Below are 26,081 nucleotides of genomic sequence, written 5' to 3'. Positions count from 1 at the left end.
ACTTGTTTCTGTTAAAATTGTCGGAGGAATAATTTAATAAATTTTGGAGATACTATTGAAAGATGCAAAAAAGGTTAACATTGGGTTTTTTCTTTACGGTGTTTGTCTGTACCACATTCATACCAATTTTGTGGATGTTTGGAAGTTCTCTCTATGAGGATGGTAGGTTTTCATTTGTTTATTACAGGGATATTTTTTTAACACAAAGGTATGTAAAGGTTATCCTTAATAGTCTTATCCTTGCCTCTATCACAACCGCGTTGTCTTCGCTTGCAGGCATTCCCGCAGGATTTTTTTTGGCGAAGACAAATCTTCCCCTGAAAAATGTCTTTAAAATATGTTTTCTTATCCCATTTATTATACCATCTTATATAGTAGGTATTGCGTGGGCAAATTTATTAGGAAGGACAGGATTTTTGAATACCCTCCTATCTCAATATACGCCGCTCTCTCCTGAGTCAATCTCAAACTTTATGTATAGTTTATATGGTGCTTCGTTTATCCTTTCGATAAATCTCTTTCCTGTCGTAATGTTAATGACTGAATATGCTCTAAAAAATGTAAATCCACGGCTTGAAGAGAGCGGCCTTATAGTAGGAAGTATTTTTCAGGTAGTACGACAAATTACATTACCCTTAATTGCCCCTGCCATTCTTTCCAGCATGATGATTGTTTTTATACTGTCGCTTTCTGAGTTTGGGATACCGTCGTTATTGCAGGTTAATGTACTTACCACCCAGATATTTACCCAATTTAGTGCCTTTTATAATGAGAAGGCTGCAACGGCAATTGCCTTCCCACTCATTGTAATTACCATCATTCTTATGATATTAGAGCAGGTTTATTTCCGGGGAAAGTCGTTTGATATATTGGGAAGAAGGGCTTCAAATGGTACGATACACTATCAAGAAAGAGGGCTTACTGTGATAGGCATACTCTTCTGTACCTTTATTTTCATTCTCTGTGTTATTGTTCCTCTTACTACCCTTATTGTAAGCAGTAAGACAGTATCGGCGTATTATGATGCATTTCGTTTAGCAAAGATTGGTATCAAAAATACTATCCTTTACGGTTCTCTAGGAGCTACATTTCTTACCGTTGTGGGTTTCTTTTTGGGTTATCTTTCAGAAAAAGTCCAATCAAAATTGAGAAACAGTATAGCACCGTTTATTTGGCTATTCTTTGCAGTGCCTGCAACGGTAATAGGTGTCGGACTCATTAAGGTCTGCAATAGGCCTGAAGGTATATTCCAGTTTATATATGGTTCCTTATGGATCATTATTTTGGGGTACGGGGCACGTTTTTTGCCATTATCGAGCCGTATTATGGCGAATTATTTTAAGCAAATTTCCAATTCAACAGAGGAAGCAGGCATAGTAATGGGCGCCTCATGGTTCCGTATTTTAAAGAAAATTATCGTACCTTTACAAGGGTATGGGATAGTCGCTGCATGGTTGATTTCCTTCATGTTTTGTGTTGGAGAGTTGGGTACAACGATATTGGTATATCCACCAGGACACGAAACGCTTCCGATAACACTATTCACGGTGATGGTAAATAGTCCGGCAAACATTGTTTCGGCGCTTTCTCTTATCATTGTGGTAATGACATTATTACCTCTCGGTATTTTCCTTGCAACCACAAGGTATTTCCTGACAACGGAAGCAAAAGAGTAGCAGAGTCCTACGGTAATACGATCGTTTATGATAATAGGTTTATTATGAATGTGCTTGAAGTAAAACACGTGCTAAAAATCCTTGGCAAAAAGGAGGTTGTGAGAGGTGTTTCCTTTGAGGTTGAAAGAAGGCAACTGCTGGCCCTCTTAGGCCCTTCCGGATGTGGAAAGACGACGACGTTAAGAATGATTGCAGGTTTAGAAGTACTCGATTATGGTGAGATTTGGATAGATGGGGCACTTGCCAGTAGCAGCCAAAAGATAGTGATGTCCCAAAAAGAACGTCATATCGGAATGGTGTTTCAAGACCTTGCCCTCTGGCCGCATATGACGGTATATAAAAACATAGAGTTTGGATTAACGACAATTGGGCTTACAAGAACTGAGAGACAAAAGAGGATTGAGGCTGTTCTTGGCAAGGTCAATATGCAAAAATATGCCAAAGAGTACCCTGCAAGACTTTCAGGGGGACAACAACAGCTCATCGCCATTGCAAGAGCTATTGTTACAGAACCCAAGTTACTCCTCATGGACGAACCCTTATCGAATATTGATGTGCAATTGCGTGATGATATTAGAAAGGAAATAAAGCGTATTCAGCAGGAGACAGGAATTACAACCGTTTATGTAACTCACGACCAGGAAGATGCATTTCTGTTAGCTGACAAGATAGCCGTAATGAATGCAGGAGTAGTGGAGCAGATCGATAGTCCCGAGGAGATTTATTTTTCTCCGGGATCACTTTTCGTGGCTAATTTTATCGGAGAATCGAATACTATACGGGTAAGAATAGTAGACAGGGATAAAGTAGTAACCCCATGGGGTGAGTTGGTATGTAGGACAAAGGGTCATGAGAGGGGAGAGGCCTTTCTTTTTTTTAGACCACATCAGGTACAGGTTGAGCAAAATGGTTTTTATGAGGGGGTAATTATTAAACGGGAATTTATAGGCGGAAGGTACAGATATTATATCGAGATACCTCAAGGTGAAATTAAATTCTATAATCAAAATTTTTATAGAATAGGTGAACTAATCAGGTTTTCCATCAAAGAAGCGAATCTATTATTTTCTTAAAAGGCCTACTTCACTATTTTATCCAGCATTTCCAGCATTTTTACCCTGTGTGTGCCTGACCAGTACACGCGGCTGCATTGCCGGCAAACATCAAATTCATCCTGTGTTGAATAAACATACGGTGGTACTCTGTCTCTTATTTTTTCCTTCTCGACAGAATCTAACAGTCTGTTACACAGCAAACATCGGGTAAAAATACCCGACATGTAATCGATGTTGTAATGGCCGATAACTTGCCTGAGTTGTTCTTTATAATAAGGGCTTTTGATAAGCAGGGAGTTTTTTGCTGATTCACGTTCAGTTAACTTCCTATCCATTGTTAAGATGACGCGGTGCTCATGAATGGCCATTGCGATAAGGTCATCATCAGAAATAGAAGATTCGTACACCACATCATGTCCTATTATGCGCAACCATCGTGCGAGCTTGCCAAGCATGGCATCAGCAATAAACTTCAAAGGTTCTGTAGTCATGGAGAAATATTATTGTCTTTGAATTTGCCCTTTCGGACAGGTACCAGTCAAAAACAAAGCCACATGGGTGCTATTCCGGATAGAAATTCCACCAGAAAAGCCAGGAGAAAAGCCTTGAAAGATTTACGGGCATATGCTAGTATTATCTTCTTATTAGAAGGAAATTTCCATAGTATATTTGTTCAAACCCCCAAATTGAATGATTTTTGTGTAAAAATCTTTAAAAACCATTTAGGTTAAAGTAATAATTGTACCCTGTTTGGTACAACCCGGAAAGGGACTTATATTATGGGCGCTGAATTTCAGGGTAATTTAATTGGTGCGGGAAAGGTTTTTGGAATTATCATTAGCCGATACAATAATTTTATAACAAAGCGTTTATTGGATGGCGCAATCGATGGACTTATTCGGCACGGTGTAAAAGAAGAGGACGTTGATATTTTTTGGGTACCCGGCGCCTGTGAAATACCAGTCGCCGCTCTTAAGGCTGCGCAAAGCGGTAAATACGATGCAGTAATTTGTTTAGGCGCAATCCTCCGTGGTGAAACACCTCATTTTGACTATGTCGCAAGCGAATCTGCCAAAGGCATTGCACACGTTGGATTATCTACAGGAATTCCAACCATCTATGGTGTAATTACAACAGAGACCCTGGAACAGGCCATTGACCGTGCTGGCGCAAAAACTGGAAATAAAGGTGCTGAGGCTGCCATATCCGCCATAGAGATGGTAAATCTTTTTGAACAAATGCAATCCGGTATAAAAACAATCAAAAGTCGTTAACCCACTATCGGTATTTTACCCTTCTTTTCTCTTAATCAGTTATTTCAATTGTAGATTTATTTTAAAGTTGCTCTTATTAAAAACCAAATATTCCATGCGCAACAGAACGATTGCTCGCGAACTCGCCCTTCAATCCCTTTACCAACTTGATCTACGCGGCGATGACATCATTAACGAGATTAATACCTTCTGCAAAAACAGCACGGAAAAGGAAGATATCTATCAGTTTGCCATAGCACTCGTCAACGGCTGCCGGTCACGGATAAAAGAGATCGACGAAAAAATCTCCGGTGTTACAGAACACTGGGAATTACGCCGCATGGCTATTATTGATAAAAATATTCTGCGTTTAGGGGTTTATGAATTACTGTACAGAAGTGATATCCCCCCAAAGGTATCAATCAACGAGGCCATAGAGCTTGCAAAAAAATTCAGCACGAAAAATTCAGGAACGTTTGTGAATGGAATTTTAGACAAGATTTATACTCAGTTTGGAAATGGGAAATGGAAAGACAGTGGGTATACTTCCGTTTTTCAGGACAGAGGAGAAATAGACTATGGAAACTCAGACCTGCACGTACACACAAACTATTCCGACGGGACGATGACACCAGAAGAGGTTGTCGATGAGGCTATCAGACTCGGTGTTTCAACTATTGCGATTACGGACCACGACACTATTGACGGTGTTAAGGTCGCCTCTCGTTACAGCAAGGACAAAAATATCCATATTATACCTGGTATAGAATTTTCTTCATATCTTAGCCCTTCGGAAATTCACATCCTGGGATATTTTATTGATGTGAATAACAAATTTTTACTAAAAGTAATAAAACAATCCCGCGAGGACCGCATTAACCGTATATGTGCTATGGTGGAGAAATTACATAAGCTCCAGGTTGATATTGATCCACAGGAAATTTTGACGCTCGCCGGAAAGGGTTCCCCCGGGCGTATGCACGTGGCAGAAGTGCTATGGAAACACGGCTATTGTAATTCCATTGTAGAATCATTTTTAAAATATATAGGCGATAATAAGCCTGGATATGTTCCCAAAAAAACATTGACGCCACAACAGGCTATTGAATTAATCAGAGATGCCGGGGGTGTGCCGGTTCTCGCCCATCCAGGACTAACTCAAAGAGATAATGTTATTGAAGATTTGGTAAAATACGGACTGAAAGGGATCGAGGCATATTATCCATCTCATACCCCCCAGGCAGTCGAGAAGTATCTCAAGATAGCAAAGAAGTACAACTTGGCCGCAACTGGTGGCTCAGACTTCCACGGTGAACGAAAGAAAGACAGTCCTATCGCTAAAGTAGTGGTGCCGGGGGAGCTCGTTACAAAACTCAGGCAAAAATGTCCTGCGTAATGCAGAAGTTTATTTTATTAATTTACCAATAAACTCATTGAACAACAGACCATTCTCAAACGTCACAAATAGATGTTATTTGGGAATGGTCTATTTATGAAAATCTAGACAGGAGATAATAACTGAATGGCACAGTCTTCGAAGAAAGACAAAAATATATTGGATGAAACAAAAGTGGAAACACCGGAAACCGTTCGCGGAAAAGAAGACATGAAAAAGCAATCTGAAGGATCATCTGAAAACCGGAAGAACGGCAGGGGAAAACACCGGGGCAGTTTTTGGTCCCGATTAAAAAATTTTACAGCAGAAGCGCCAAAAACTGTCGTTGTAGATGGTGATACGATAAAGCTCGTTCCAATCTCACCGGAAACTGAGGTTATTGAAGAAGCTCCGGAAAGACAAACTTCTGTCCCTTCTGAGACAGCGGTTTCGATCTCACCGGAAACTATTGTTGGTAAAGATGAAGCTGGAAGTCAGACCTTGCCTCCACCAGTAGAGACCGTTCCGGTTTTACCGGAAACTGCTGTTGTTGAAGAACATATTGGAGAGGAAATTCCTGTTTCATCAGAAAGGCTCAAGAAGGGTTTAGAGAAAACGCGTAATCGATTCTGGTCCCGTCTGAAAAACCTCTTTTCTTTCAGGAGAAAGATCGATGAATCTGTACTTGAGGAATTGGAGGATATCCTGATTGGTGCTGATATCGGTGTAAAATCCGTCCAAAAATTAGTACACGAATTACACGAAGCATGGAAATCCAAAACAATAACTGAAACCTCACAGATACATGATTTTATAAAAGACAGACTCAAAGAAAGCCTACGGTCTCTTCAAATCGATATCAATTATGCCCCTATCCCCCCTACGGTTATCATGGTTGTAGGAGTAAATGGAGTTGGCAAGACCACAGCCATAGCAAAACTTGCAAACACTTTCATTAGAGATGGCAAAAAGGTGATGGTTGCAGCAGGCGATACCTTTCGGGCGGCCGCTGTTGATCAACTGGATATTTGGAGCAAACGCATCGGGGCGGAGATTGTAAAGCATCAAACCGGTTCTGACCCAGCAGCAGTAGCATATGACGCCCTGGAAGCAAGTATTGCAAGGGGTATCGATGTCGTCATTGTTGATACAGCAGGACGTCTTCACACCCATGAGAATCTTATGAACGAACTGGGCAAGATTAAACGGGTTATTTCCAAAAGAATTTCTGGTGCTCCCCATGAAGTTCTGATGGTACTCGACGCCACAACCGGACAAAATGCCATCTCCCAGGCAAAAATGTTTAAACAGTCTGTTGACATTACAGGAATTTTTTTAGCAAAGTTAGATGGTACGGCAAAGGGCGGTTTCGTACTCGGCATGCGCAATGAAATAAACATTCCCGTAAAATATATCGGGTTGGGTGAAAAAGCAGAGGATATAGAGAAATTTAACCCCGATGCCTTTGTGAATGCCTTGTTTGAATAGTATACTGCTTTTCCTGCAGAGAGTGGCGGGAACGCAAAGAAAACAAAAAAAGAAAAATATATGATGAAAAACGATAAGGTTTTTTTTCATATCCTTCGCTTTAATCCGGACACTGATAAAAAGCCGTTTTTCCAGAAATTTGAAATCCCTTTTACCCGGAAAGACCTGACAGTGCTTGAGGGGCTTAATTATATCCAGCAGCGACTGGATAACTCCCTGGCCTTTCGGTCTTCTTGCAGGGAGGCTATTTGCGGTTCTTGTGCTATGCATATCAATGGAAAGTATCGCCTGGCCTGTAACACCCTGGTTTCAAAACTCAAATCAAATACCATTACGATTCGGCCGATTGCCCACATGCCCATACATAAAGACCTCTTTGTTGACATGAAACCCTTCTGGGAAAAGTACGAGTATATCAAACCATACCTGATGCCCGGTAAACCATTACCAACATCAGGAGAACGGATACAGAGTCCTGACGAAAGGGCGAAAATTGATATCCTGGTCGATTGCATCCTTTGCTCCTGCTGCCATTCCTCGTGTCCTGTTACGGCATCACATGAAAAATATCTTGGTCCTATGGCTTTCCTTACGATAGACCGGTTTGTATCAGACAGCCGGGATGGCGCAAAGGAAGAACGTCTGACAATTGTAAACGATGAACATGGTGTATGGCGTTGCCATACGGTTTTCAATTGTCAGGAGGTATGCCCCAGGGACTTGAATCCGAGTGGTTCTATCGCCCATTTGAAGATGGAAATTGTTAAAAACAAAATTTAGAGACTAACTTTTATTTAAGGAAGGATGACGAACATGGAAGAAAAGAAAAAAATTGCTGTCGTTGCAAGGACAGAGGGCATTGAGATTGTTGTGGAAGGTGAAGAAGATACCGATGATTATGAATTGTACCTCTCCAAGTCTCAGGCAATAGAACTCGCTATGAACATACTGAATACCCTCTATAAAACAGGCGTAAAGATATAGGTAACATATGGTAGATGATGACCCTATAAAACGTATCTGTGTGTTTTGTGGTTCCAATACCGGTGCGCGTTCGGTGTATACCGATGTTGCTCAACAGCTCGGTAGCGCTATTGTATCACATGGAATGGGACTTGTTTACGGCGGAGGGAGTATTGGTCTGATGGGAATCATTGCAGACGCTGTTTTAAAAGAAAAGGGAAATGTTATCGGTGTAATTCCACATGCCCTTGCTTCCAAAGAGTTTGCCCATCCTGGCCTGACAGAACTCCGAATGGTATCGAGTATGCATGAACGAAAGGCCATGATGGTGGAGTTATCCGATGCCTTTATTGCCATGCCAGGTGGCTTTGGCACCTTTGATGAATTCTTCGAGATTCTTACCTGGGCACAACTGGGACTACATACAAAACCAATTGGATTACTCAATGTGCAAGGATATTTTGATTTATTACTGGCGTTTATAAATCATGTATTCGAGGAACGTTTTATACAAACAAAACATCATCGTCTCATTATAACATCTCACGACCCCGAAGAACTGCTGTCGGAACTCATCCGCCGTAAACCCCTTTACAAGGTTCCCCAACAGATCGATTGGAAAGAGGCGTAATATATAATCCTACTGCGGCCGTGACCGCAACCCAGAAGATGCAGCAGACAGTACGCAGTTGGCAATAGACAGAGAGGGATGAATTTCCATTACCGACTGCTTACTCAAATCAGGAAACTGAACAGTTATAAAAAACCTACAAAACAATCAATCCTTTACAAAAGAAACCTTCTTTGCCCAAATACTCCCGGGATAATCCTTCTTGATTTTCTTCCATGCGTTTAGTAATGCGTCCACGTTATGGGCGGCCTTATATTCCGAAACACCAAACCAATATTGTGCTTCCGGAGCAACATCGCTCTTAGGATATCTATCCACCACCCACTTTAGTTGGGCGCCGGCACTCTTATAATCCTGTTTTTGCAGTGACATAAAACCCAGTCCGAACTGCAATTGTGGTATAAATTCTTCTGGGGGCAGAAAACCATTGAAACGATAATATTCGGTACCGGAAGAATCCAAAATAATGATCGTTGGTGTCCAAAATGCCCGGTATTTGCCGAGAAGGTCCGAACCGCTTTGAACGTTGATTTGCAGGGGAATGAAATTTTTTCTGACATAGTCTACTACTGTAGCATCAGGGTACGTCACGGTACCCAATGTTTTGCAGCCTGTTCAGGTGGGTGCAAAGAAGTCTAACAAGACAGGCTTTCCCGTCATTTTTGCCTTTGTAACTGCCTCGTCAAGGGTTTTTTCCCACACAATAGACGGCGGTGTGTTTTTGGTGTCTGCGGCAAATGATGCTGCGAAGGGTGTCACTAATGATACAAGACAGGGCAAAACGTATTTTAACATGACCATCCTCCTTTTTCAAAATGTGGCAGGATAGATTAAAAATACATACAGAACCTATAACACAATATTTTTCCAGAGTCAACAAAAAATATTCTTTATCATAAACCACACATCAACGTTGGTTGTACCGGTAACAATTAAGGAGAACAATCCTTGCCTCTTCAGTGTTTATTATAGTACAATATTTTATCGTATCACGTTTATCTTTCCAAAATACCTTTAATCCAAAATTCAGTGGTATAGAAAAGTTCGAAGAAAAAAAATTTTCATGGTCTGATTTGTAGCTTTCGGAGTTAAAAACATGTTCAGAGTACGATTCCATGGCAGGGGCGGTCAGGGGGCAAAGGTGGCAAGCAGGGTACTCGGTACTGCCGCCTTTCTTGAAGGTTACTACGCGCAGGACTTCCCACTCTACGGTGCCGAGAGGAGGGGTGCACCCATAGCTGCCTTCACCCGCATATCAAAAGAACCCATCCTGGAACGAGGTGTGATTCCCATGCCGGATATTGTGATCGTGATGGACGAGACCCTCCTGGATGATCCCCTGGCAAACCCGTTATCAAGGCTTAAAGAGGGTGGTATTGTCTTTATAAATACCACCCACAGTCCGGCAGAGGCAAAGGACAAGTACAAAGTAACAGCACAGGTTATTACCCTGGACTTAACGAAGATCGGCCTTGATATGCTGGGACTGCCTGTCCTGAGCACCTTAGCTGGCGGCGTTGCCTCAAGGATTGCCGGTCTCAAAGCGGATTCCTTAAAAAAGGCGGTTGAAAAGGAGACGTCTGAGATATTAACCGACAAGGAACTTCTTGCAAAAAACGTAGAGGCTGCACTCTATTGTTTTCATGCGATCCAACCTATAGAAATAAAGACTACAGAAGCCATTCACAAAGAAAGCCCCGTTATTGACGTACCGTTCGAGCCCGCCTTAATTTCCAGTCCCGCCATAAATTCTACGGGAAATACCCCTTTACGAAAGACGGGTAACTGGCGGGTATTTAAGCCCGTCTGGAACTACGAAGCCTGTACCAAATGTATGACCTGTGTCGCCCGGTGTCCGGACGGTTGCATTGCTGTGAATGAAGACGGCTTCCCCTATACCGATTATAGCAACTGCAAGGGATGTATGATATGTGTGGAGGAATGTCCTGTAAAGGCAATAGAGAAGGTGCGGGAGGTTCATGCATGGTAAACTCAAAATTACACCGATAGAGAAACTTCTCACTACATCGGCACATAGCCATAAGCAATATTTAAAAAGGTACTTAGAAGTAAGTACAAAACTATCAAGATTCATCCATGCGCTAAATAACGAATATAAAAACAGGGGATTGGCTGGGTGGCACGGACAAACTTGTTTGTCCGTGTTTGTGTTATCTTGCATAGAATGTGATATGGGATATAAATGGAGCAGCAGCAAAGGAAAACCATTTGCCATTACAACAGCCCAGGCCACGCACACCTTTTAACCTTTTCATGTTATCAACACTTCCTTTGTTGAGCAGGGAACGAACAAAACGTTGGTTAATTGAGGCAATTACAGAAGCAAAAGGAAAACATAAGTACGCCCTATGAGCATACGTAATCATGCCAGAACATGTTCATCTCGCAGTCTATCCACTGGTTCAAAAGTATAATATTTCATTATTTCTGAAAACACTTAAACAATCGGTAGCCAGAAAGGCTAAACATTATCTGGAAAAAAACAATCGACAGTGGTTGGATAAATTAACTGTCAAACGTGGGTCAAGAAAGGTTTTTAGATTCTGGCAAACTGGGCCGGGATATGATCGGAATATTAACAGTGAAAATGAACTCTTTGAAAAGATGCATTATATCCACAATAATCCCGTTAAGAGAGGTTTAGTATTAGCTCCTCAAGAATGGAGATGGTCAAGCGCGGGCTGGTACCTTGGAGAAAGGGACGTCGTGTTAGCCAATGAATGATTTTACCTTTTAATCATTCATGGTAAATAAACTTGAGCACGGACAAACATGTTTGTCCGTGTTTGTTTGATCTCATAAAATGTAAATTTGAAAAAATTCATTACATTCACAATAACCCTGTTACTAGGGGACTTGTATTAACTCCCCAAAAGTTGAAATGGTCAAGTGCACGTTGGTATAACGGGAAAAGGGATGACATGTTTGCAATAGCTGATATTATTCTTTAATTACAAAAAAGAAAATTTGATTGACGAAGTTGAGTCGCGGTTGAAGCAGAAGATAGAAACAAGAAAACTGTTTAGTAGTATCTTCCAAAGATAATCTTGGCATTTTTAGCAAAAATTGTGAATAAAATTAACCCTGACAGGGTTGACTCACGAATTTCATGCTTCGGATTTTGTCTTTTCCGACTCGTTCTGGTTAAGCAGAAAGTTATATGATTGCAAGTTGATTATGATTGTTGTGGAGCACCCATTATAAACTGGAATATCATGGCGGTCTTTAAAAAAATTGACATAGAATGTATAAACAGGTAAAAAGTAGTAACGTAACTATAGTAGGAGGACTGATATGCTTCACGTTGGATTAAGGGAAGCAAATATGCACTTTTCAAAATACCTGAAGCTCGTCAGAGAAGGGCAGGAGGTTGTTGTAACGGAGAGGGGAACCCCTGTTGCCGTTATCAAGCCGGTTATGAAAGAGGGGACACCGGACGATAAGATCAAAGGTCTGGAAGATCAGGGGATATTGCGAGGGGCTGTTAAAGGGAAGTTGCCGCTTGGCAGAACTATTACGATTGCCGGAAAGCCTTTATCTGAAACCGTGATAGAGAGAAGGGAAGAAAGGTTTTAAATGAACCCGCCCTGGATAATATTGATACAAGCGCCTATTTGAAGATATTCCTGAAGGAAAAGGGTTGAAGACTGTTTTTGTTGGTTGAACTGTTACGAATAAGAGGGATAATCTCGAAAAGACACGAAGCCGCAAAGAATGATGAAGGATGGAATATCAAGGATAATCAATAGAGGATACACAATAAATCGTTGTGCCTTAGTGGCTTTGTGTGAGGAAATAGATAGATTTTCCATTCCTGTTCGTTTAGGGGGTAGGTTGGGTTGAGGAACGAAACCCAACGTTTCTGTAAATGGCATGGTTGATGTTGGGTTTCACTCTCGCTCTACCCAACCTACAGAACTATGAAGGGAAAATTATTTATGAGGACATCTTAAATGCCAGAATATCCAAAACATCTTATTTTATCAAACAAAGTTTACAATCTTTCTGTTTTTCCTGCAAATGGTAGTCGAGCGTTTAACCGGGGTCTTATAGACTTTCACGTAACGGGAGAAAATCCTTTATCTAACTCAGATAAATGGAGTACACTCTGAGGTGAGCGAAGAACTTTACGAGGATTATCCTGGTTTCAGACAGGCTATTCCTCTTGAATGGGTTCTTTTCAGGTTTTTATCTCATTACGTTCGCACGAATTCAGTTCACATTCTTGCCGGTACAGGTGGAGAAGTCCTCACAACAACTACTTTTAATGACTACTTGGGTAGGGTAATTACTGATAATGAAGCTGAACAGATGTTGCGTGTTATACTCATGTCCTGGGTCCGCGTTTTTCCAAGTGAAAATATAACATTGTACGAAATATATATTTCTACTGATATTCCTGTTGATATGTTAAAACGAGGTATTAATACTCTAAAGTTTTTAGGTCATATTGAAGAAATAAAACAAGATATATATAAAGTTAAACCCAGTATCTTCGATAATCTGCCTTTACCGAAGGGTGAAGTATCATTAGATAGAAAAATTAACCGATATTATCAAGAAATTAAAATCGAGGCCGTTGAACCATTTTGTTTTATCATAATGCCATTTAAACAAAAAGAGTTTCCGCAAAGAATTTATACGGAAGTCATAAAACCCTTAGTTGAGGAAGTTTTTTAAAATTTCATTTTATCGGGTAGATGAGGATCGTTTACCCGATCGTATTGATAATAAAATTTATAGCTATCTCCTGAAATCGGCATTTATAATTGCCGAGGTTACTACTCTTAATCCCAATGTATTATATGAACTAGGCTTGGCACATATGCTTGAAAAGGATTGTATTATTCTTACTCAAACTCCTATTGCAAATGTACCTTTTGATATAAATAGAATTAGGGCTGAACAACATGAAGGGGATAACCAGTTAAAAGAAATTTTAAAAAAATCAATATCAGCACTCGCTTTCAAAATGAAGTAAAGGCCAGGTTAACCTGCTGTTAGCGATTAACAGAGTATACTTGATTTGTCCGGGCTTTATAGACACCGGAATGATAGCCAGAATACTGTCTCTTGATGTTTCGGTGTGGGGACACGCCGAAACATCTGAAATATTTTCAAAGTTTCCCGATGCCACCCTGCGATAGTGGTATGCTGTTTATCGTTGAGCTTCTTAAATATTCGGCCATTTGCCAATATTCTCTTGCCTTATAAGCCCTAAGGCTTATATACTACGCATATAATGGTGAGGACTTATAATTTCAAAAACACCGGGAGAATGTGGGGTATGAGAAATGACGGGCTTTATGCGGTTATAACTGGCGACATCGTTGGATCTTCAAGACTCACCACCGCTCAGCGCAGCCGTTTATTATCGGTACTCAAATCTTCGTTCAATACGATCAAAGATATCCTGCCTGACGGAATACGCGCACCCTTTGAAATACATCGTGGGGATAGTTTCCAGGGGGTGTTATCCAAACCAGAGGCAGCCCTTCGGGTAGCTATCATTATTCGTGCTGGTTTACGACACGGTTTTAAGACAAAGCAGCGCCGCTATGCACTGGATGCGCGGATTGCCATAGGAATTGGGTCCATCGACTTTCTTCCCTCTGGTCGGGGGTCTGAAGGAGATGGCGAGGCATTTCGTCGTTCCGGGCCGACATTGGATGGGATGAAGGGAGACCGGCGGTTGCTTATCCGCACTCCCTGGCAAGCGGTTGATGCGGAACTTGATATAGAATGCGCCTTGCTCGATGCCCTGATAAACAGGTGGTCTGCCGAGCAGTCGCAGGCAATACTTGGTCAAATCCGGGGTTTAACTCAAGAGAGGGCTGCGAAGGAATTCGGTATCTCCCAACCAGCCGTCCGCCAGCGTTTGAAAAGTGCTGGTGGCTGGGCCATCGAAGAGCTATGCCGCCGGTATGAACTGCTTATTGCCGAAAAGAAAGCACAGGGGCTTATAATGAAGCGAAATAAGGTCAGGAGCTTATAATGATAAGCCCATTGAGTCAAGATGATTTACTACCACTCCTCCGCCTTATCGTAGCCCACGTAATTGCAGACTTTGTGTTTCAAGGGGATTCCTGGGCAGGGCAGCGATTCGGGGGAAAAAAGATATCCGGCTGGCTTTGCGTGCATGGGGCATTTGCCGGAATACTTGCATATATTTTTGCGGGATTCTGGAATGCACTTTGGCTCCCGTTTGTTATTTTTATTTCACACGTTTTGCGCGATGGTTTAAAATCTAAAGGAGATGACACAGCCCGGTCATTCCTGTGTGATCAATCAGGACATTTGGTCATTATTTTAGGATGCTGGATATTACTGATACATGGTAATATATCAGGCATCGTTACCTTTCTGGTTTCACGAACAGCAAATGCAGGATTTTGGGCTGTAATTCTGTCTTATATTATAGTAATCTGGCCGGCAGGTGTCTGGATCGGTAAAATTACAAAACCGTGGAGGGAAGAAATAAAAGAAACGTCTTCGCCGGGTCTGGAGAAGGCCGGACTATGGATTGGACGTTTGGAACGCTTCCTCATATTGACGTTTGTCCTGCTCAGACACTTTGAAGCCATTGGTTTCCTGATTGCAGCGAAATCGATCCTTCGGTTTGGCGAGATGAGAACCCCAAATTGCCGAAAAGAGGCCGAATACATATTAATAGGCACCATGATCAGTTTTGTAATAGCAATTATTTTGGGGGTATTCACGAGCTGGATGCTGCAATACCCATTGGTCCCGGAAAATAGCAATTCAGACAATGTCGACTCCTGGAATTTATTTGAAATTTAGGGTTTGAAAGGGAGATAATGTGGAAATGATAAGGGAGATGCTCACGGGTAATGCCTCGGCTGCCTGGGGTGTGAGGCTGGCTGATGTCGATTATATACCGACATACCCCATAACACCGCAGACAGAGATTATCGAAACACTGTCACGATGGATTAGCGACGGGTTTATGGATGCCAACTTTGTCTCTTTAGATTCAGAGCATTCCATGATTACCGCAGCAGGGGCCGCATCAGCAACGGGGGTGAGGGTTTTTACTGCGACATCAAGTCAGGGGCTTTTGTACGGCTTTGAGATGCTCTATACCGTAGCAGGGTGGCGGGTGCCCCTTGTGATGGTAAACGTTTCAAGGGGCTTATCAGCCCCGATAACGCTGGAACCCGACCATAATGACATCCTTGCAGCCAGAGATTCGGGGTTTTTGCAAATTCACTGTGAAACATGCCAGGAGGTACTGGACTCCATATTAATGGCGTATCGATTGGCAGAGGATGAGCGTGTCCTTCTCCCCATTTTTGTAAATATGGACGGATTCCATCTCTCCTTTACCAGGGAACCTGTAAATATACCGGAGATAGAAGATGTCAGAAAGTTTCTGCCACCTTACCAACCAAAACATGCATTTTTCAAGGCAAGTCAACCAATGGCACAGGGCCTGGCGGTCATTGGAGGTTCCCTCTATTCGTATTTTAAATATCAGATGCACCTTGCAAGCATGAAGGCGCTGGATGTTTATAAGGAGGTTTCTAAGGAATTTGAAGAGATATTTGGCCGAAGCTATAATACCATCGAAGGGTATATGATAGACGATGCCGAATATATCCTGGTCATGTCCAATTCATTTTCAACCCTCGGGAAGGCTGCTATAGAAAAGGCACGGGAGAAAGGCATTAGAGCCGGGCTTTTGAGGTTGAGGCTTTTAAGGCCATTTCCAGAGGCTGATATAAAGGAGACGCTGAAAGGGAAAAAAGCCGTGGCTGTCTTAGACCAGAATATTAGCGTGGGAAAGGGTGGCATTTTGTATTCGGAGATCGCCGGTGCACTGTTTAACGGAAAAGAAATGCCTCTTTTACTGTCTTTTATTGGCGGACTCGGGGGGAAAAACATAAGTCCCCAGGAGTTTGAATTTATCTTCGATAACATGATTAAGGCAGGAGAGACAGGGAAAGTTGAGGCACCCCGGCTCCTTTATACAGAGGGAGAATGGAAGGATATGGAGAGATTAAAAACAATTGCTGGAAAGAAGTATAATAAAAATTATAATAGATAACCACGGAGACCCGCGGAATTAATATTTGAATATGAATATGCAACTTATAAAATCCTTAAAAGACCTTCCTGCAGAAGAGAATCTTTTCCCTGGCACCCCTACATGTGCAGGCTGTGGGGGTCTTTTGTCTTTGAGGCACTGTCTGAAAGCTTTGGGGAAAAAGACCGTAATTGTAAATGCCGCCGGTTGTTTCACCCTGCTTTCAGTCTATCCATTTACGCCTTTTCAGAATTCCTGGCTTTATACAGCGATGGCCTGTGCCCCTGCCGGGGCACAAGGTATAAGAGATGCCCTTGACATATTGATAAAAAAGGGAAGGTTGGATCCCGAAGAAGATTTGAAGGTGGTTGTGCTGACGGGCGATGGAGTTGCTTATGATATGGGCATTGCATCCACATCGGGGGCCATGCATCGTAATCTCGATTTCTATTACATCTGCTCCGACAACGAAGCATATGGGAACACGGGCTTCCAGTCGTCAGGTGCGACACCCTTTGCATCAAAGACGGGGACAACGCCCATAGGGAAGATAAGTCCAACCGGGGCTTTACTCCCTAAAAAGGACCTTTTTGAGATATGGAGAAGTCATAAACCACCATATCTTGCAACCATCTCTCCGGCCCACCCGGTTGATCTGATCAACAAGTTTAAAAAGGCAGAACAGTACAAAGGGCCGAAACTCTTCATAAACCTTTCTCCTTGTCCGCCTGGCTGGACAACAGATCCGTCCCATTCTGCCAGATTAGCGAAGCTCGCAGTGGATACGGGTATCTGGGCATTGAAAGAGGCTATTTATGGTGAGGTAACGCATACGATTATTCCAAGGAAATTTAAACCTGTCGAAGACTATTTAAAAGAACAGGGGAGATTTTCACATCTCTTTAAACCGGTGAGGCAAGAAAGCATCCTTAAGAGTATACAAACAACGGTCGATCAGTATTGGAATGAGGTTTTGGGTAACCGTAATTCTCTTTGTAATTCATGAAAAGAGAATACGCAGCACACGCACAGAAACGGGAAAACAGAAGTTCTGGGGCGGCACCGGCAGTCCGGAAAAAGGTCATCACTTCATCCGAAGTGCAGAAATTCCAGGAAATGATCTACTGCTATTACCGGGAACACGGCCGTAACCTTCCCTGGCGAATGACACAAAACCCCTATCATATCCTCATCTCAGAAATTATGTTGCAGCAAACCCAGGTACAGAGGGTTATAAGAAAATACGAACGATTCATCAAAATATTTCCGGATTTTTCTTCCCTCGCCCAGGCACCGCTCCGCCCGGTACTCAGTGAATGGCAGGGATTGGGTTACAACCGCCGGGCGATAGCCTTAAAAAAGATCGCTCAAAGGGTCATAGAAGAATTTCATGGCAATCTTCCCTCTGCTGTAGAAACATTGATTACCTTTCCCGGAATCGGCAGGGCGACAGCTTGTGCAATTTCTGCCTTTGCATTTTACCTACCTACGGTCTTTATTGAAACAAATATACGAAGGGTATTTATCCATAGCTTTTTCCATGATAAGACGAATATCACGGATGCCGAAATCCTTCCTTTGGTGGAAAAGACCCTTGATACTTCCAATCCCCGGCAGTGGTATTATGCCCTCATGGATTATGGAGTCATGCTGAATCAGAAATATGAAAATTTTAACAGGAAAAGCGCCCATTACCAAAGGCAGTCTCCATTTCAAGGTTCCAACAGGCAAGTTCGTGGAATGATTCTGAAAGCCCTTACCGGTGCATCATCTGTTTCTGAACCTGAAATGGCGCAAAAACTTCGGATCAGCAAGAAAAAACTTGCAAATAACCTTGTTCAACTGGAAAAAGAAGGTTTTATTAAAAAGAAAGGGAAAAAATTTACCTTAGCTTAAGATCCAGAAATAGAAACAACATCTTCTGAAGACACGCAGTGCGTGTTTAAAATGCCTACGAAGAGTACAAAAAAACCACAATAACTATGCCCCTTGCAGATAATTCTCCTGAAAAATGACCGAAATTAACGAGGCATATTATTTGCAAAACATTTAATAATAAATACGATACTAAAAAACCAGGAAAAAACCATCAGATGAATTTTGTTGTTCAGGAGAAATTATAACCATTTCAGGTGCTTAGCCGGTATCAAATCTATTTAGGAGAATATCCATGCACTTTCGGTGGAAAATATATGTTTGTATATCTTTTCTTGCAGTCCTTGGCGTGTACGGTTGTTATACACCGCCTGCTCAAAAACCGATTACTATCATAAAACCTCGCGAAAGTACCCTGCCCCCTGGAAAACCCCATAAAAGAGCAGAACCTTATATTATCAGTCAATTAGACCGTTATTTTGTGCGAGACTGGAAGTACATCGTTATTCATCATAGTGCCTCAGCGTCCGGTAGCGCCGCCGATTTTGACAGATTTCACAGGGAAAAAAAAGGATGGGAGAATGGCCTGGGATATCATTTTGTGATCGGGAATGGAAACGGCACCCCGGACGGAAAGATTGAGATCGGTAATCGATGGGTAAATCAGATTAATGGCGCCCATGCCGGCGTGGAGGAATACAACCATTATGGCATAGGAATATGCCTTGTGGGAAACTTTAACGAATCCTCTCCAACGGCAGCTCAAATGGCCTCACTTTCAGTATTGACAGAATACTTGCAGAACAGATGTCATATTCCTTCGGAAAATGTTATCATGCACAGACACTGCAGACAGACGGATTGCCCAGGGCGAAATTTTCCCTATTATAAGTTGCTTGCCAATACTTATCGTTATTGAAATATATCACATCGATTTGAAATTCAATGATCTTCATGAGAGCAATAGACTTATCGGTGTTTATTTGACTTTTTCGTGATATTCAAATTAATAATTTCCCTATATTTTTTTAGCCTTGCATCCTGTTCCAGTCTAAATCGCAACGGTTGGTGTCCCCTTCGGCATATGGTAGCAAATTCGCACCATGCACATTTTTGTGTGTCTTCTGCCGGCGAAACGGGAAAGATGCCCTCACGAATGACCCGGAGAAATTCACGCAAGGTCTCCCAGTATTGCTCCTTGCACGACACCCAACCCTCACCGTCGATGGTCTTTTTTTGCGGACACATCTGCCTCTTCTTTTCCTCCTGAGACCCTGCAATGTATACAAAGGAGGCCTCATCCAAGTTGACCTGATCTTTGGGAATACGACCCTTCTTAATTTCCCCCAATAGTAAATGTTCTGCCATGATGATATAGAAGGGAAGTTGCAATCTTTGACCCCTGATGACAGATTTCAAGAGATTTTCCACAGGAAACTTCCCGGATTTGTAATCGATCACATGAAAACTAGCTATGTCCCCGGCTTGTTTTATATCTATCCGGTCGATCTTTCCTTTAAACGTCATCTTTGAACCTTTTTCCTGTTGAAAGGATTCGGGGATGAGTTTGAACAAATCATTTTGTGGACCCAGTTTTACTGTCTTTTCCAGGTAAGTGGGGATATAGCCCGTTTTTTCGATCTGTTCGAGATCCCAAGTTATAAACCTTGTGAGAAGGTCGAGTATCTCCTCTTTTTCGATTTCCCAGATGATTGGGTATGGAATCGGTATCTTTTGCTCTATTTCTGTGAAATATTTTTGGGCAATACTGCGCAAAAGTTCTATAGGATTCCCATGTAAAAACGTCTTTTTTCCATCGCGGGCTTTTCCCCCCCTTGTTTCCTCCCCTTTGCAAGGGAGGGATGAAGGAGGGGTATTCCGATCACGACAAGGAGATGTCTTTGGCCCGCTACTGTTTTGTTCTACAGAATTCAATTTATGTCCTTTTATGGCAAAATATCCTTTCTCTATCAGGGCATGATAAAAGTCCCTCAGTATGTTGTGATAAAGGGTACCAAGGTCCACGGCTGCTATCATCTCGGCCGTTTCTGGTTCTTCCAGGGACTCCAATCCGAGAATCCTGCTCATAAAAAACTTAAACGGACAGACCCCAAAGACCTCTAACGCGGTAGGGCTAAGACCACGGCATGCCTGCTCATTTAGCCATTCGGACATGTCACCAATAACCCCGTCACATGATGTTAAGTGAGGCATGTAGCTTTCGAGAAAACCTAAGCTTGACTGTGAGCGATCAAAGACATCCCGGTTGATTCCAAAGGTCTTCAGATAATGGGTGGGGTCTATTCGGTCGAGTGCCATGCGAATGCCAATCTCTTTGGGTGTAAGCAAGGACACTTCTCTATTGAATAGCTTGTCCTTAATACCCCGCGGAGCGTAAACTGCGTATTCCGGCTTTTTCAAAAGATTCTTTCCAGTCACAGACATCCCTTTTATATTTTGAAGGATATCCAGGAGATAATGTGATTGAACCTTCGGCTTTCCTGCTTCATCTGAACGTTCATGGAGGAGATAGAGTCGCTCCCCCGCAGCATTTAACAAGAAAGTGAAGAGCAAACGTTCCTCATCAAACCCCCGGAGCTTTTCAGGAATGAAGTTTCCCAGGACTTCAGAAAGCCTGCGGCGGACATGGTCGCGCAAAAAGGGTTCTTCAGAAATGGCACGGGGGAATATCTTTTCATTGAGACCCAGTACAAACAGGGCACGGAAGGGGATGCCGCGGGCCGACATGGCATCCAGAACCTTTACACCTCTGCCGTTTCCCAATCCTATGGGTAAGGATTCCTGCCAACATGCGTCTATGAAGGTATCTATAAATTGATCCGATGTTACCTCTTCACCCAAACAGTCCAGGGTGCATAAAGTGCGCAACAAATCCCCTATTTTATTCAGTATTAAGAGGTCTCTTTCTTCCTCCTCCGGATTCATGCCTTCGGAGGGAATGTGGATATAGTTCCAGAGAAAATGAGTTATTTTTTGACTCATAATCGTCCATGACGCCTTTTCAGGAAGGGAAGATAGATCATTTGATAACGTATAGAGGATATTTTCCAGAAGCTTCACTTGATCCGTGGGGATGTGGACGCGCCTGCCTGTCTCTTCATCATCTGGAAACATATTTTTTCCCCCCCTGACATCCCCTTCACTAAAAGGGGAATACGAAGGGGTATTTCCGCCAATATTTGTGTCTTCTTTTGATATGGATTTTTCATTATCCATGTCAACAGATTCTGACGGCATTGTCCTCGCTTGCTCAAGTCTCGACAACCAGCACGTGATATCACCCCGAATACCCAGCCTTCTGCTCAGGATGTCCCAGAGGTCGGGGCGTGGAATAACTCCCTGAGGATCACACGGCGGCACCTTGAAGTAAGGTGACCAGAGCAATTCAATGACCATAGGACGATAGAAATCTTCCCGCTTCAACCTGAGGATCTGTTGGATGACTTTTACCAATGGATACCTTACCAGAGGTTCCTGTGCACTGGTTATAAATGGGATAGAATTCTCCTGGAATATTCTTTTGATGGCATCGGTGTAAGGATCAAGCGATCTTGCGACTACGCCGATCTCCTCCATCTTATAACCCTCATCCGCTAATGTAAGTATCTCCTTAGCAACCGTCCAGACCTCATCCCGTTTACCTGAGGCATTTATAATACGGATATCTGATACGGGTTTCGTGTTGTGAGTTGTGTGTTGTGTGTTTAACTTGTGTCCAGCGACCCGTGACCCGCAACCCGCAACAGAGCTATCTTCTGATTGAAGAGCAATCAGGTATGAGAATCCGGTATCGCCCTCTGCGGATAACTCCTCTACATCACGTGCCAGTCCCAGAACGAATGATTCAAAAAAGGGCTTTACATAGGAAAAGGCGGGATGTTTCTTTTGGTAAGGCAAAAACAGTATTGATGGATAAGTCCGAAATATTTCTCTGAAAAAATCCTGTTCGACTCCTGTAAGATCATAGAACCCATATGCCAGGATGCGATTAAAACCTTTAAGAAATCCGGAATCCGGTATACATGCAGTGGCCATCCGAAAGACATCAGAATAATGGGATATATTTAAGGTTTTCAATTTCCGGCAGAACATGTTATGGAGATGTATAATTCCGTGAAGTTTCTGTATTTCCATACCTTCGACGAATCCTTCACGAACAGCCTCTTTCAAGTCATCGACCCGAACATTTGCGTCAATAAGGTCTTGTATGACCTGGAATAGGGCTTTAGCGAGGGCAGGTAGGGACTGTACATTTTTAAAGAGAGGCTCTTGAGTCGTATATTGTTTTAATAATCCGGCAATGATGCTTTCATAAATAACCTGCTGTTGAATAATCTGGCCTGCGTCTACTCCTGACCGTCTGCATATCTCATTTGCAAAGATAGAGAAGTTCATAAACGAGATATTCATAAATGAGGCGTCATGCTCCTGAACCAGACGTTCCTGGAGGCGATTCAGCATCCAGTTTATGGGTGCCACAACGGCAAGGGGTGCTAAGGGATCGTTCTCTTTTAACGTTTGTATGGTATTTACAAACGAATCTTCAAGGGATGGATGATAGTATCCAATCTTAACGGATAACATTATAGTTTACCTTGCCAAAAACCTCTTTTTACGTTTTTTGGAATTGATTCATATTCCGCTGACTACTAAACACTAAATTCAAAATCCGAAACTCGAATTTCGAATTTATATAATAGAAAAGTATTCATGTAAACCTTTTACTGAGACGCACTAGGAGATATCATCTCTCTTAAGAGGCTCTGCCCCATCGGTCAATTCCAAACTCTTGATGTGCGGCAGAGACGCACCAATAATACCTTCCATGTCGCCATACATACCGGCGGTATTATTGACTATCCTTTCAATCTGTTTTTCTCTCTTTGCCCATATTTTTATCATTGCCCTTTTTTCCTGATCCAGATCTTCTTTCATGGTTTTAAACGATTCGACGATCGCCTCAATTCTTTGTCTGAATTCCGGTCCTGACAAATAATTGTAAAGCACCTCCATTTTTTCGCTTTTGCCAACAATGGATAATTTGTGTTGCGCCAACTCTATTAAACTCGTCCGTAAAACTGACGCCAGGGCAATTGACAACAAAGAACCCGTGACCCACACCCCCTCTATTTGACCAAAAGTTTCTAGTCCCTTGGGCAGAGTTTCTGTCACCAGGACGGCAATTTCTGCCTTTACCTCCCGCTGATCATCTTTCAGTTTCGATAGCCAGCCGTCATTCCAGACCTTCGTATGCTTTGATTCCCATAGAATAGTGCCGCAATAATGGCCACTCCGGTTATGGACTTTTTGAGCGATATCAGCCCCCTTAATTCCTTTGGGTACTGGTTGGATTTCATCAACCGGAAATTGGGACCTTAAAAGAGATTCCAAATCCAACTCCAACACCTCACCCTGAGTTTGTATGGAACCCTGGTGTGCCTTGCGTTTGGCTTCGTCAAGGGCCTTTTTGGTGTCTTCCAGTTGTTTCTCTTTTTCCATGAGTTTTAAGCGATTTTCTTCCTCCGCTTCTTTTCTAGCCTTTTCAGAGATCAATTTACGTTCTTCGTCGAGTTTTCTGGTTATTTCGAGTTCCTGGTTCTTTCTCAATTCTTCTAACTCGCGTATCTTCTTGCGAAATTCTAACTCGGCCTTTTGGGCCGCGGCAATTTTCACCTCTTTTTCATTATTCTGTTCCTGCAAATCTTTTAACTTAACCTGAATGGCGTTCTCAACCTCTTTTCTAGCCTCTTGCTTTAGCTTTTCTCTTTCGGCCTGCAATCTCTGGGAGACCTGCTGGTCAATTGCCTTCTGTGAGTCTTCCAGAATTTTCTTCTCTTCTGCAAGTATCTTCTCACGCTTGGCAAGCTCTAATTCTCTATCCCGTGATTTCAGTTCGAACTCTTTTCGAAGCCCTTCTTTTATCTGATGGGAGAGTGTTTCAGTTAATGGTATCTCTTTACCGCAATAGGGGCATGTTATTGTTTGATCTGACATATCGTTATCCTATAGTATCACTTCGTAAAAGTTCTTTGTTGCTTCTAGTATTTTCCCTATGTTTAAGGACAGTCCGTCAGGGTCACGGACTTGACTATTTCCTACCGTTGATAGATTGCATGATCTCCCTGAAACTTTCCAGACCAGCTTCCAAATTTTCAATGATATCTCCAGCCAGTTCATCAGGGTCGGGCAAGTTATCAAGGTCGGCTAAGGACTTATCCTTTATCCATGTGATGTCAAGCGAGGTCTTATCACGGCCAATGATTTCGTCATACATAAATTTCCTCCACCTGCCTTCGGGATTTGTTTCACGGTTATATGTTTCCTTCCTTTTGTGGCGGTTAGTTGGATTATAGCATGTAATGAAATCTTTCAGGTCGTCCAACCGTAGGGGATTTTTTTTCAGTGTGTGATGAATGTTGGTACGGTAATCGTAAAACCAGGTTTCCTTCGTCCATGCCTTTTTCCCGGCAGTTTTTGCATCAAAAAAAATCACATTCGCCTTTACGCCCTGAGCGTAAAAAATCCCCGTTGGCAAGCGAAGGATGGTGTGCAGGTCAGTTGTTTCCAAAAGTTTCCTGCGCACCGTTTCTCCCGCCCCGCCTTCAAACAATACATTATCAGGCACCACGACGGCTGCCTGCCCTGTCGTTTTTAAAATGGTGTGAATATGCTGGACAAAATTGAGCTGCTTGTTACTCGTAGTTGCCCAAAAATCCTGCCGGTTGTAGGTAAGGTCTTCCTTTTCCTGTTCGCCTTCTTCATTGGTAAACGTCATACTGCTCTTCTTTCCGAAAGGCGGATTGGTAAGGACATAATCATACCGCCTGCCATCGTCGGCAACCAGCGCATCGTTGGAAGAAATCACACTCTCGCTGTCAATGTCACCAATGTTGTGCAGGAACATATTCATCAGACACAGCCTGCGGGTACTGGCGACAATCTCATTACCGAAAAATGTCTTATACTTAAGAAACCGCTTTTGTCCCGTATCCAGCGAAGGTTTGCTGGCAATAAAATCGTAAGCAGCCAAGAAGAAACCACCAGTCCCGCATGCCGGGTCTGCAATGGTTTTATAAGGCTCAGGCCTAAGACATTCCACCATTACTTTAATCAGCGCCCTTGGTGTGAAGTATTGCCCGGCGCCGCTTTTGGTGTCCTCTGCATTTTTCTCCAGCAGCCCTTCGTAAATCTGTCCCTTCACATCTGTGCCCATGGTGCTCCACTGTTCCTTGTCAATCATGTCAATGAGCTTGTAGAGTTTGGCGGGGTCTTGAATCTTGTTTTGGCTCTTGGTAAAAATTTGCCCCAGGATGCCTTTTTGTTGCGAAAGCTCACGAAGCAACGTGGTGTAATGTAGTTCCAGCGCTGCGCCCTTCTTTTCAGTCAGACTTTCCCAGGTATATGCCTGAGGGATGGGAAGTTTACGGTTATATGGCGGTTTGGAAAACTCATCTGCCATTTTCAGGAACAGCATATACGTGAGTTGCTCTAAATAATCGCCATAGCCTACACCGTCATCCCGAAGGGTGTTGCAAAAGCTCCATATTTTGCTGATAGTGCCGGATGTGTTGTTCATATTATTTTAATCCTGTCCTTATATTGTGGTATAGTTTCCATGCCTGTTCAATTTGTCAGCGCCAGAGGCGCGGAATGTTTATAGACAATAGATCCACCTC

25 protein-coding genes are annotated in these 26,081 nt (G+C 42.7%); 19 read left to right on the top strand and 6 right to left on the bottom strand.

All coding sequences use genetic code 11. The annotated features are described in order from the left end of the window. Nucleotides 1-62: 62 nt before the first annotated feature. Together E3K36_05440 and E3K36_05435 are read left to right on the top strand one after the other, a co-directional pair. Nucleotides 63-1,676, top strand: coding sequence for an iron ABC transporter permease (locus tag E3K36_05440; protein ID MCF6154690.1), 1,614 nt, complete (start codon nt 63-65; stop codon nt 1,674-1,676). Nucleotides 1,677-1,720: 44 nt separating this feature from the next. Next, nucleotides 1,721-2,749, top strand: a complete 1,029-nt coding sequence (locus tag E3K36_05435; protein MCF6154689.1) for an ABC transporter ATP-binding protein — start codon at nt 1,721-1,723, stop codon at nt 2,747-2,749. A gap of 5 nt (nt 2,750-2,754) precedes the next feature. Here E3K36_05435 and E3K36_05430 read toward each other — a convergent pair whose 3' ends face one another. Next, a complete protein-coding gene (locus E3K36_05430; protein ID MCF6154688.1) occupies nt 2,755-3,222 on the bottom strand; it encodes a hypothetical protein in 468 nt (155 codons plus the stop codon). A 288-nt stretch (nt 3,223-3,510) separates the two neighbouring features. Between E3K36_05430 and E3K36_05425 the strand changes: the two genes are divergently transcribed. From E3K36_05425 to E3K36_05405, 5 genes are all read left to right on the top strand, one after another. Then, the gene (locus E3K36_05425) at nt 3,511-4,005 is read left to right on the top strand and encodes a 6,7-dimethyl-8-ribityllumazine synthase (protein ID MCF6154687.1); all 495 of its coding nucleotides are present in this window, start codon (nt 3,511-3,513) and stop codon (nt 4,003-4,005) included. Nucleotides 4,006-4,099: 94 nt separating this feature from the next. After that, nucleotides 4,100-5,380 carry a transcription antitermination factor NusB gene (gene nusB, locus E3K36_05420; GenBank protein MCF6154686.1) on the top strand — a complete coding sequence of 427 codons (1,281 nt, stop codon included), beginning with the start codon at nt 4,100-4,102 and terminating at the stop codon, nt 5,378-5,380. A 210-nt stretch (nt 5,381-5,590) separates the two neighbouring features. After that, nucleotides 5,591-6,847: a signal recognition particle-docking protein FtsY gene (ftsY, locus tag E3K36_05415; GenBank protein MCF6154685.1), complete on the top strand. Its 1,257-nt coding sequence runs from the start codon at nt 5,591-5,593 to the stop codon at nt 6,845-6,847. 60 nt (nt 6,848-6,907) lie between these two features. Beyond that, nucleotides 6,908-7,627, top strand: a complete 720-nt coding sequence (locus E3K36_05410; GenBank protein ID MCF6154684.1) for a succinate dehydrogenase iron-sulfur subunit — start codon at nt 6,908-6,910, stop codon at nt 7,625-7,627. Nucleotides 7,628-7,838: 211 nt separating this feature from the next. Further along, nucleotides 7,839-8,441 carry a TIGR00730 family Rossman fold protein gene (locus E3K36_05405; GenBank protein MCF6154683.1) on the top strand — a complete coding sequence of 201 codons (603 nt, stop codon included), beginning with the start codon at nt 7,839-7,841 and terminating at the stop codon, nt 8,439-8,441. A 147-nt stretch (nt 8,442-8,588) separates the two neighbouring features. Here E3K36_05405 and E3K36_05400 read toward each other — a convergent pair whose 3' ends face one another. Both E3K36_05400 and E3K36_05395 read right to left on the bottom strand, forming a co-directional pair. Continuing rightward, nucleotides 8,589-9,032 carry a thioredoxin family protein gene (locus E3K36_05400; protein MCF6154682.1) on the bottom strand — a complete coding sequence of 148 codons (444 nt, stop codon included), beginning with the start codon at nt 9,030-9,032 and terminating at the stop codon, nt 8,589-8,591. 24 nt (nt 9,033-9,056) lie between these two features. Beyond that, nucleotides 9,057-9,236 carry a hypothetical protein gene (locus tag E3K36_05395; protein ID MCF6154681.1) on the bottom strand — a complete coding sequence of 60 codons (180 nt, stop codon included), beginning with the start codon at nt 9,234-9,236 and terminating at the stop codon, nt 9,057-9,059. Nucleotides 9,237-9,537: 301 nt separating this feature from the next. On the opposite strand from E3K36_05395, the gene E3K36_05390 reads away from it, so the two are divergent. The 12 genes from E3K36_05390 to E3K36_05335 all read left to right on the top strand — a co-directional run bounded on the left by E3K36_05390 (nt 9,538) and on the right by E3K36_05335 (nt 19,303). Then, nucleotides 9,538-10,431: a hypothetical protein gene (locus E3K36_05390; GenBank protein ID MCF6154680.1), complete on the top strand. Its 894-nt coding sequence runs from the start codon at nt 9,538-9,540 to the stop codon at nt 10,429-10,431. Continuing rightward, nucleotides 10,421-10,708, top strand: a complete 288-nt coding sequence (locus tag E3K36_05385) for a hypothetical protein (protein ID MCF6154679.1) — start codon at nt 10,421-10,423, stop codon at nt 10,706-10,708. The genes E3K36_05390 and E3K36_05385 overlap by 11 nt, the downstream gene beginning before the upstream one ends. Nucleotides 10,709-10,826: 118 nt before the next feature. Beyond that, nucleotides 10,827-11,186, top strand: a complete 360-nt coding sequence (locus tag E3K36_05380; GenBank protein MCF6154678.1) for a hypothetical protein — start codon at nt 10,827-10,829, stop codon at nt 11,184-11,186. A gap of 570 nt (nt 11,187-11,756) precedes the next feature. Continuing rightward, nucleotides 11,757-12,038: a type II toxin-antitoxin system prevent-host-death family antitoxin gene (locus E3K36_05375; GenBank protein ID MCF6154677.1), complete on the top strand. Its 282-nt coding sequence runs from the start codon at nt 11,757-11,759 to the stop codon at nt 12,036-12,038. 537 nt (nt 12,039-12,575) lie between these two features. Further along, the gene (locus E3K36_05370; protein MCF6154676.1) at nt 12,576-13,142 is read left to right on the top strand and encodes a hypothetical protein; all 567 of its coding nucleotides are present in this window, start codon (nt 12,576-12,578) and stop codon (nt 13,140-13,142) included. Then, entirely contained in the window at nt 13,126-13,443 is a 318-nt protein-coding gene (locus tag E3K36_05365) for a hypothetical protein (GenBank protein MCF6154675.1), read from the top strand. Before E3K36_05370 ends, E3K36_05365 begins: the two co-directional genes overlap by 17 nt. Before the next feature lie 306 nt (nt 13,444-13,749). After that, complete coding sequence (locus E3K36_05360) at nt 13,750-14,457, top strand: hypothetical protein (GenBank protein MCF6154674.1); 708 nt, start codon at nt 13,750-13,752, stop codon at nt 14,455-14,457. Further along, nucleotides 14,457-15,263: a DUF3307 domain-containing protein gene (locus E3K36_05355; protein MCF6154673.1), complete on the top strand. Its 807-nt coding sequence runs from the start codon at nt 14,457-14,459 to the stop codon at nt 15,261-15,263. Before E3K36_05360 ends, E3K36_05355 begins: the two co-directional genes overlap by 1 nt. A 19-nt stretch (nt 15,264-15,282) precedes the next feature. Beyond that, nucleotides 15,283-16,530 (top strand): pyruvate synthase, encoded by a 1,248-nt coding sequence (locus E3K36_05350; GenBank protein MCF6154672.1) that lies wholly within the window; start codon nt 15,283-15,285, stop codon nt 16,528-16,530. 31 nt (nt 16,531-16,561) lie between these two features. Beyond that, the gene (locus E3K36_05345; protein MCF6154671.1) at nt 16,562-17,515 is read left to right on the top strand and encodes a pyruvate synthase; all 954 of its coding nucleotides are present in this window, start codon (nt 16,562-16,564) and stop codon (nt 17,513-17,515) included. Continuing rightward, nucleotides 17,512-18,405 carry an A/G-specific adenine glycosylase gene (locus E3K36_05340; protein ID MCF6154670.1) on the top strand — a complete coding sequence of 298 codons (894 nt, stop codon included), beginning with the start codon at nt 17,512-17,514 and terminating at the stop codon, nt 18,403-18,405. Before E3K36_05345 ends, E3K36_05340 begins: the two co-directional genes overlap by 4 nt. A 274-nt stretch (nt 18,406-18,679) precedes the next feature. Then, complete coding sequence (locus E3K36_05335; protein ID MCF6154669.1) at nt 18,680-19,303, top strand: N-acetylmuramoyl-L-alanine amidase; 624 nt, start codon at nt 18,680-18,682, stop codon at nt 19,301-19,303. 50 nt (nt 19,304-19,353) lie between these two features. On the opposite strand, the gene E3K36_05330 is transcribed toward E3K36_05335, so the two are convergent. From E3K36_05330 to E3K36_05320, 3 genes are all read right to left on the bottom strand, one after another. Further along, on the bottom strand, nt 19,354-22,989 hold the full coding sequence (locus tag E3K36_05330; GenBank protein ID MCF6154668.1) for a hypothetical protein: 3,636 nt from the start codon (nt 22,987-22,989) through the stop codon (nt 19,354-19,356). 150 nt (nt 22,990-23,139) lie between these two features. Next, nucleotides 23,140-24,399, bottom strand: a complete 1,260-nt coding sequence (locus E3K36_05325) for a DUF2130 domain-containing protein (protein ID MCF6154667.1) — start codon at nt 24,397-24,399, stop codon at nt 23,140-23,142. A gap of 94 nt (nt 24,400-24,493) precedes the next feature. Beyond that, a complete protein-coding gene (locus E3K36_05320) occupies nt 24,494-25,981 on the bottom strand; it encodes an SAM-dependent DNA methyltransferase (protein MCF6154666.1) in 1,488 nt (495 codons plus the stop codon). Nucleotides 25,982-26,081 lie beyond the last annotated feature (100 nt).

Source organism: Candidatus Brocadia sp., assembly GCA_021646415.1.
GTDB lineage: Bacteria > Planctomycetota > Brocadiia > Brocadiales > Brocadiaceae > Brocadia.
This window is presented reverse-complemented; position numbering and strand designations above follow the sequence as displayed.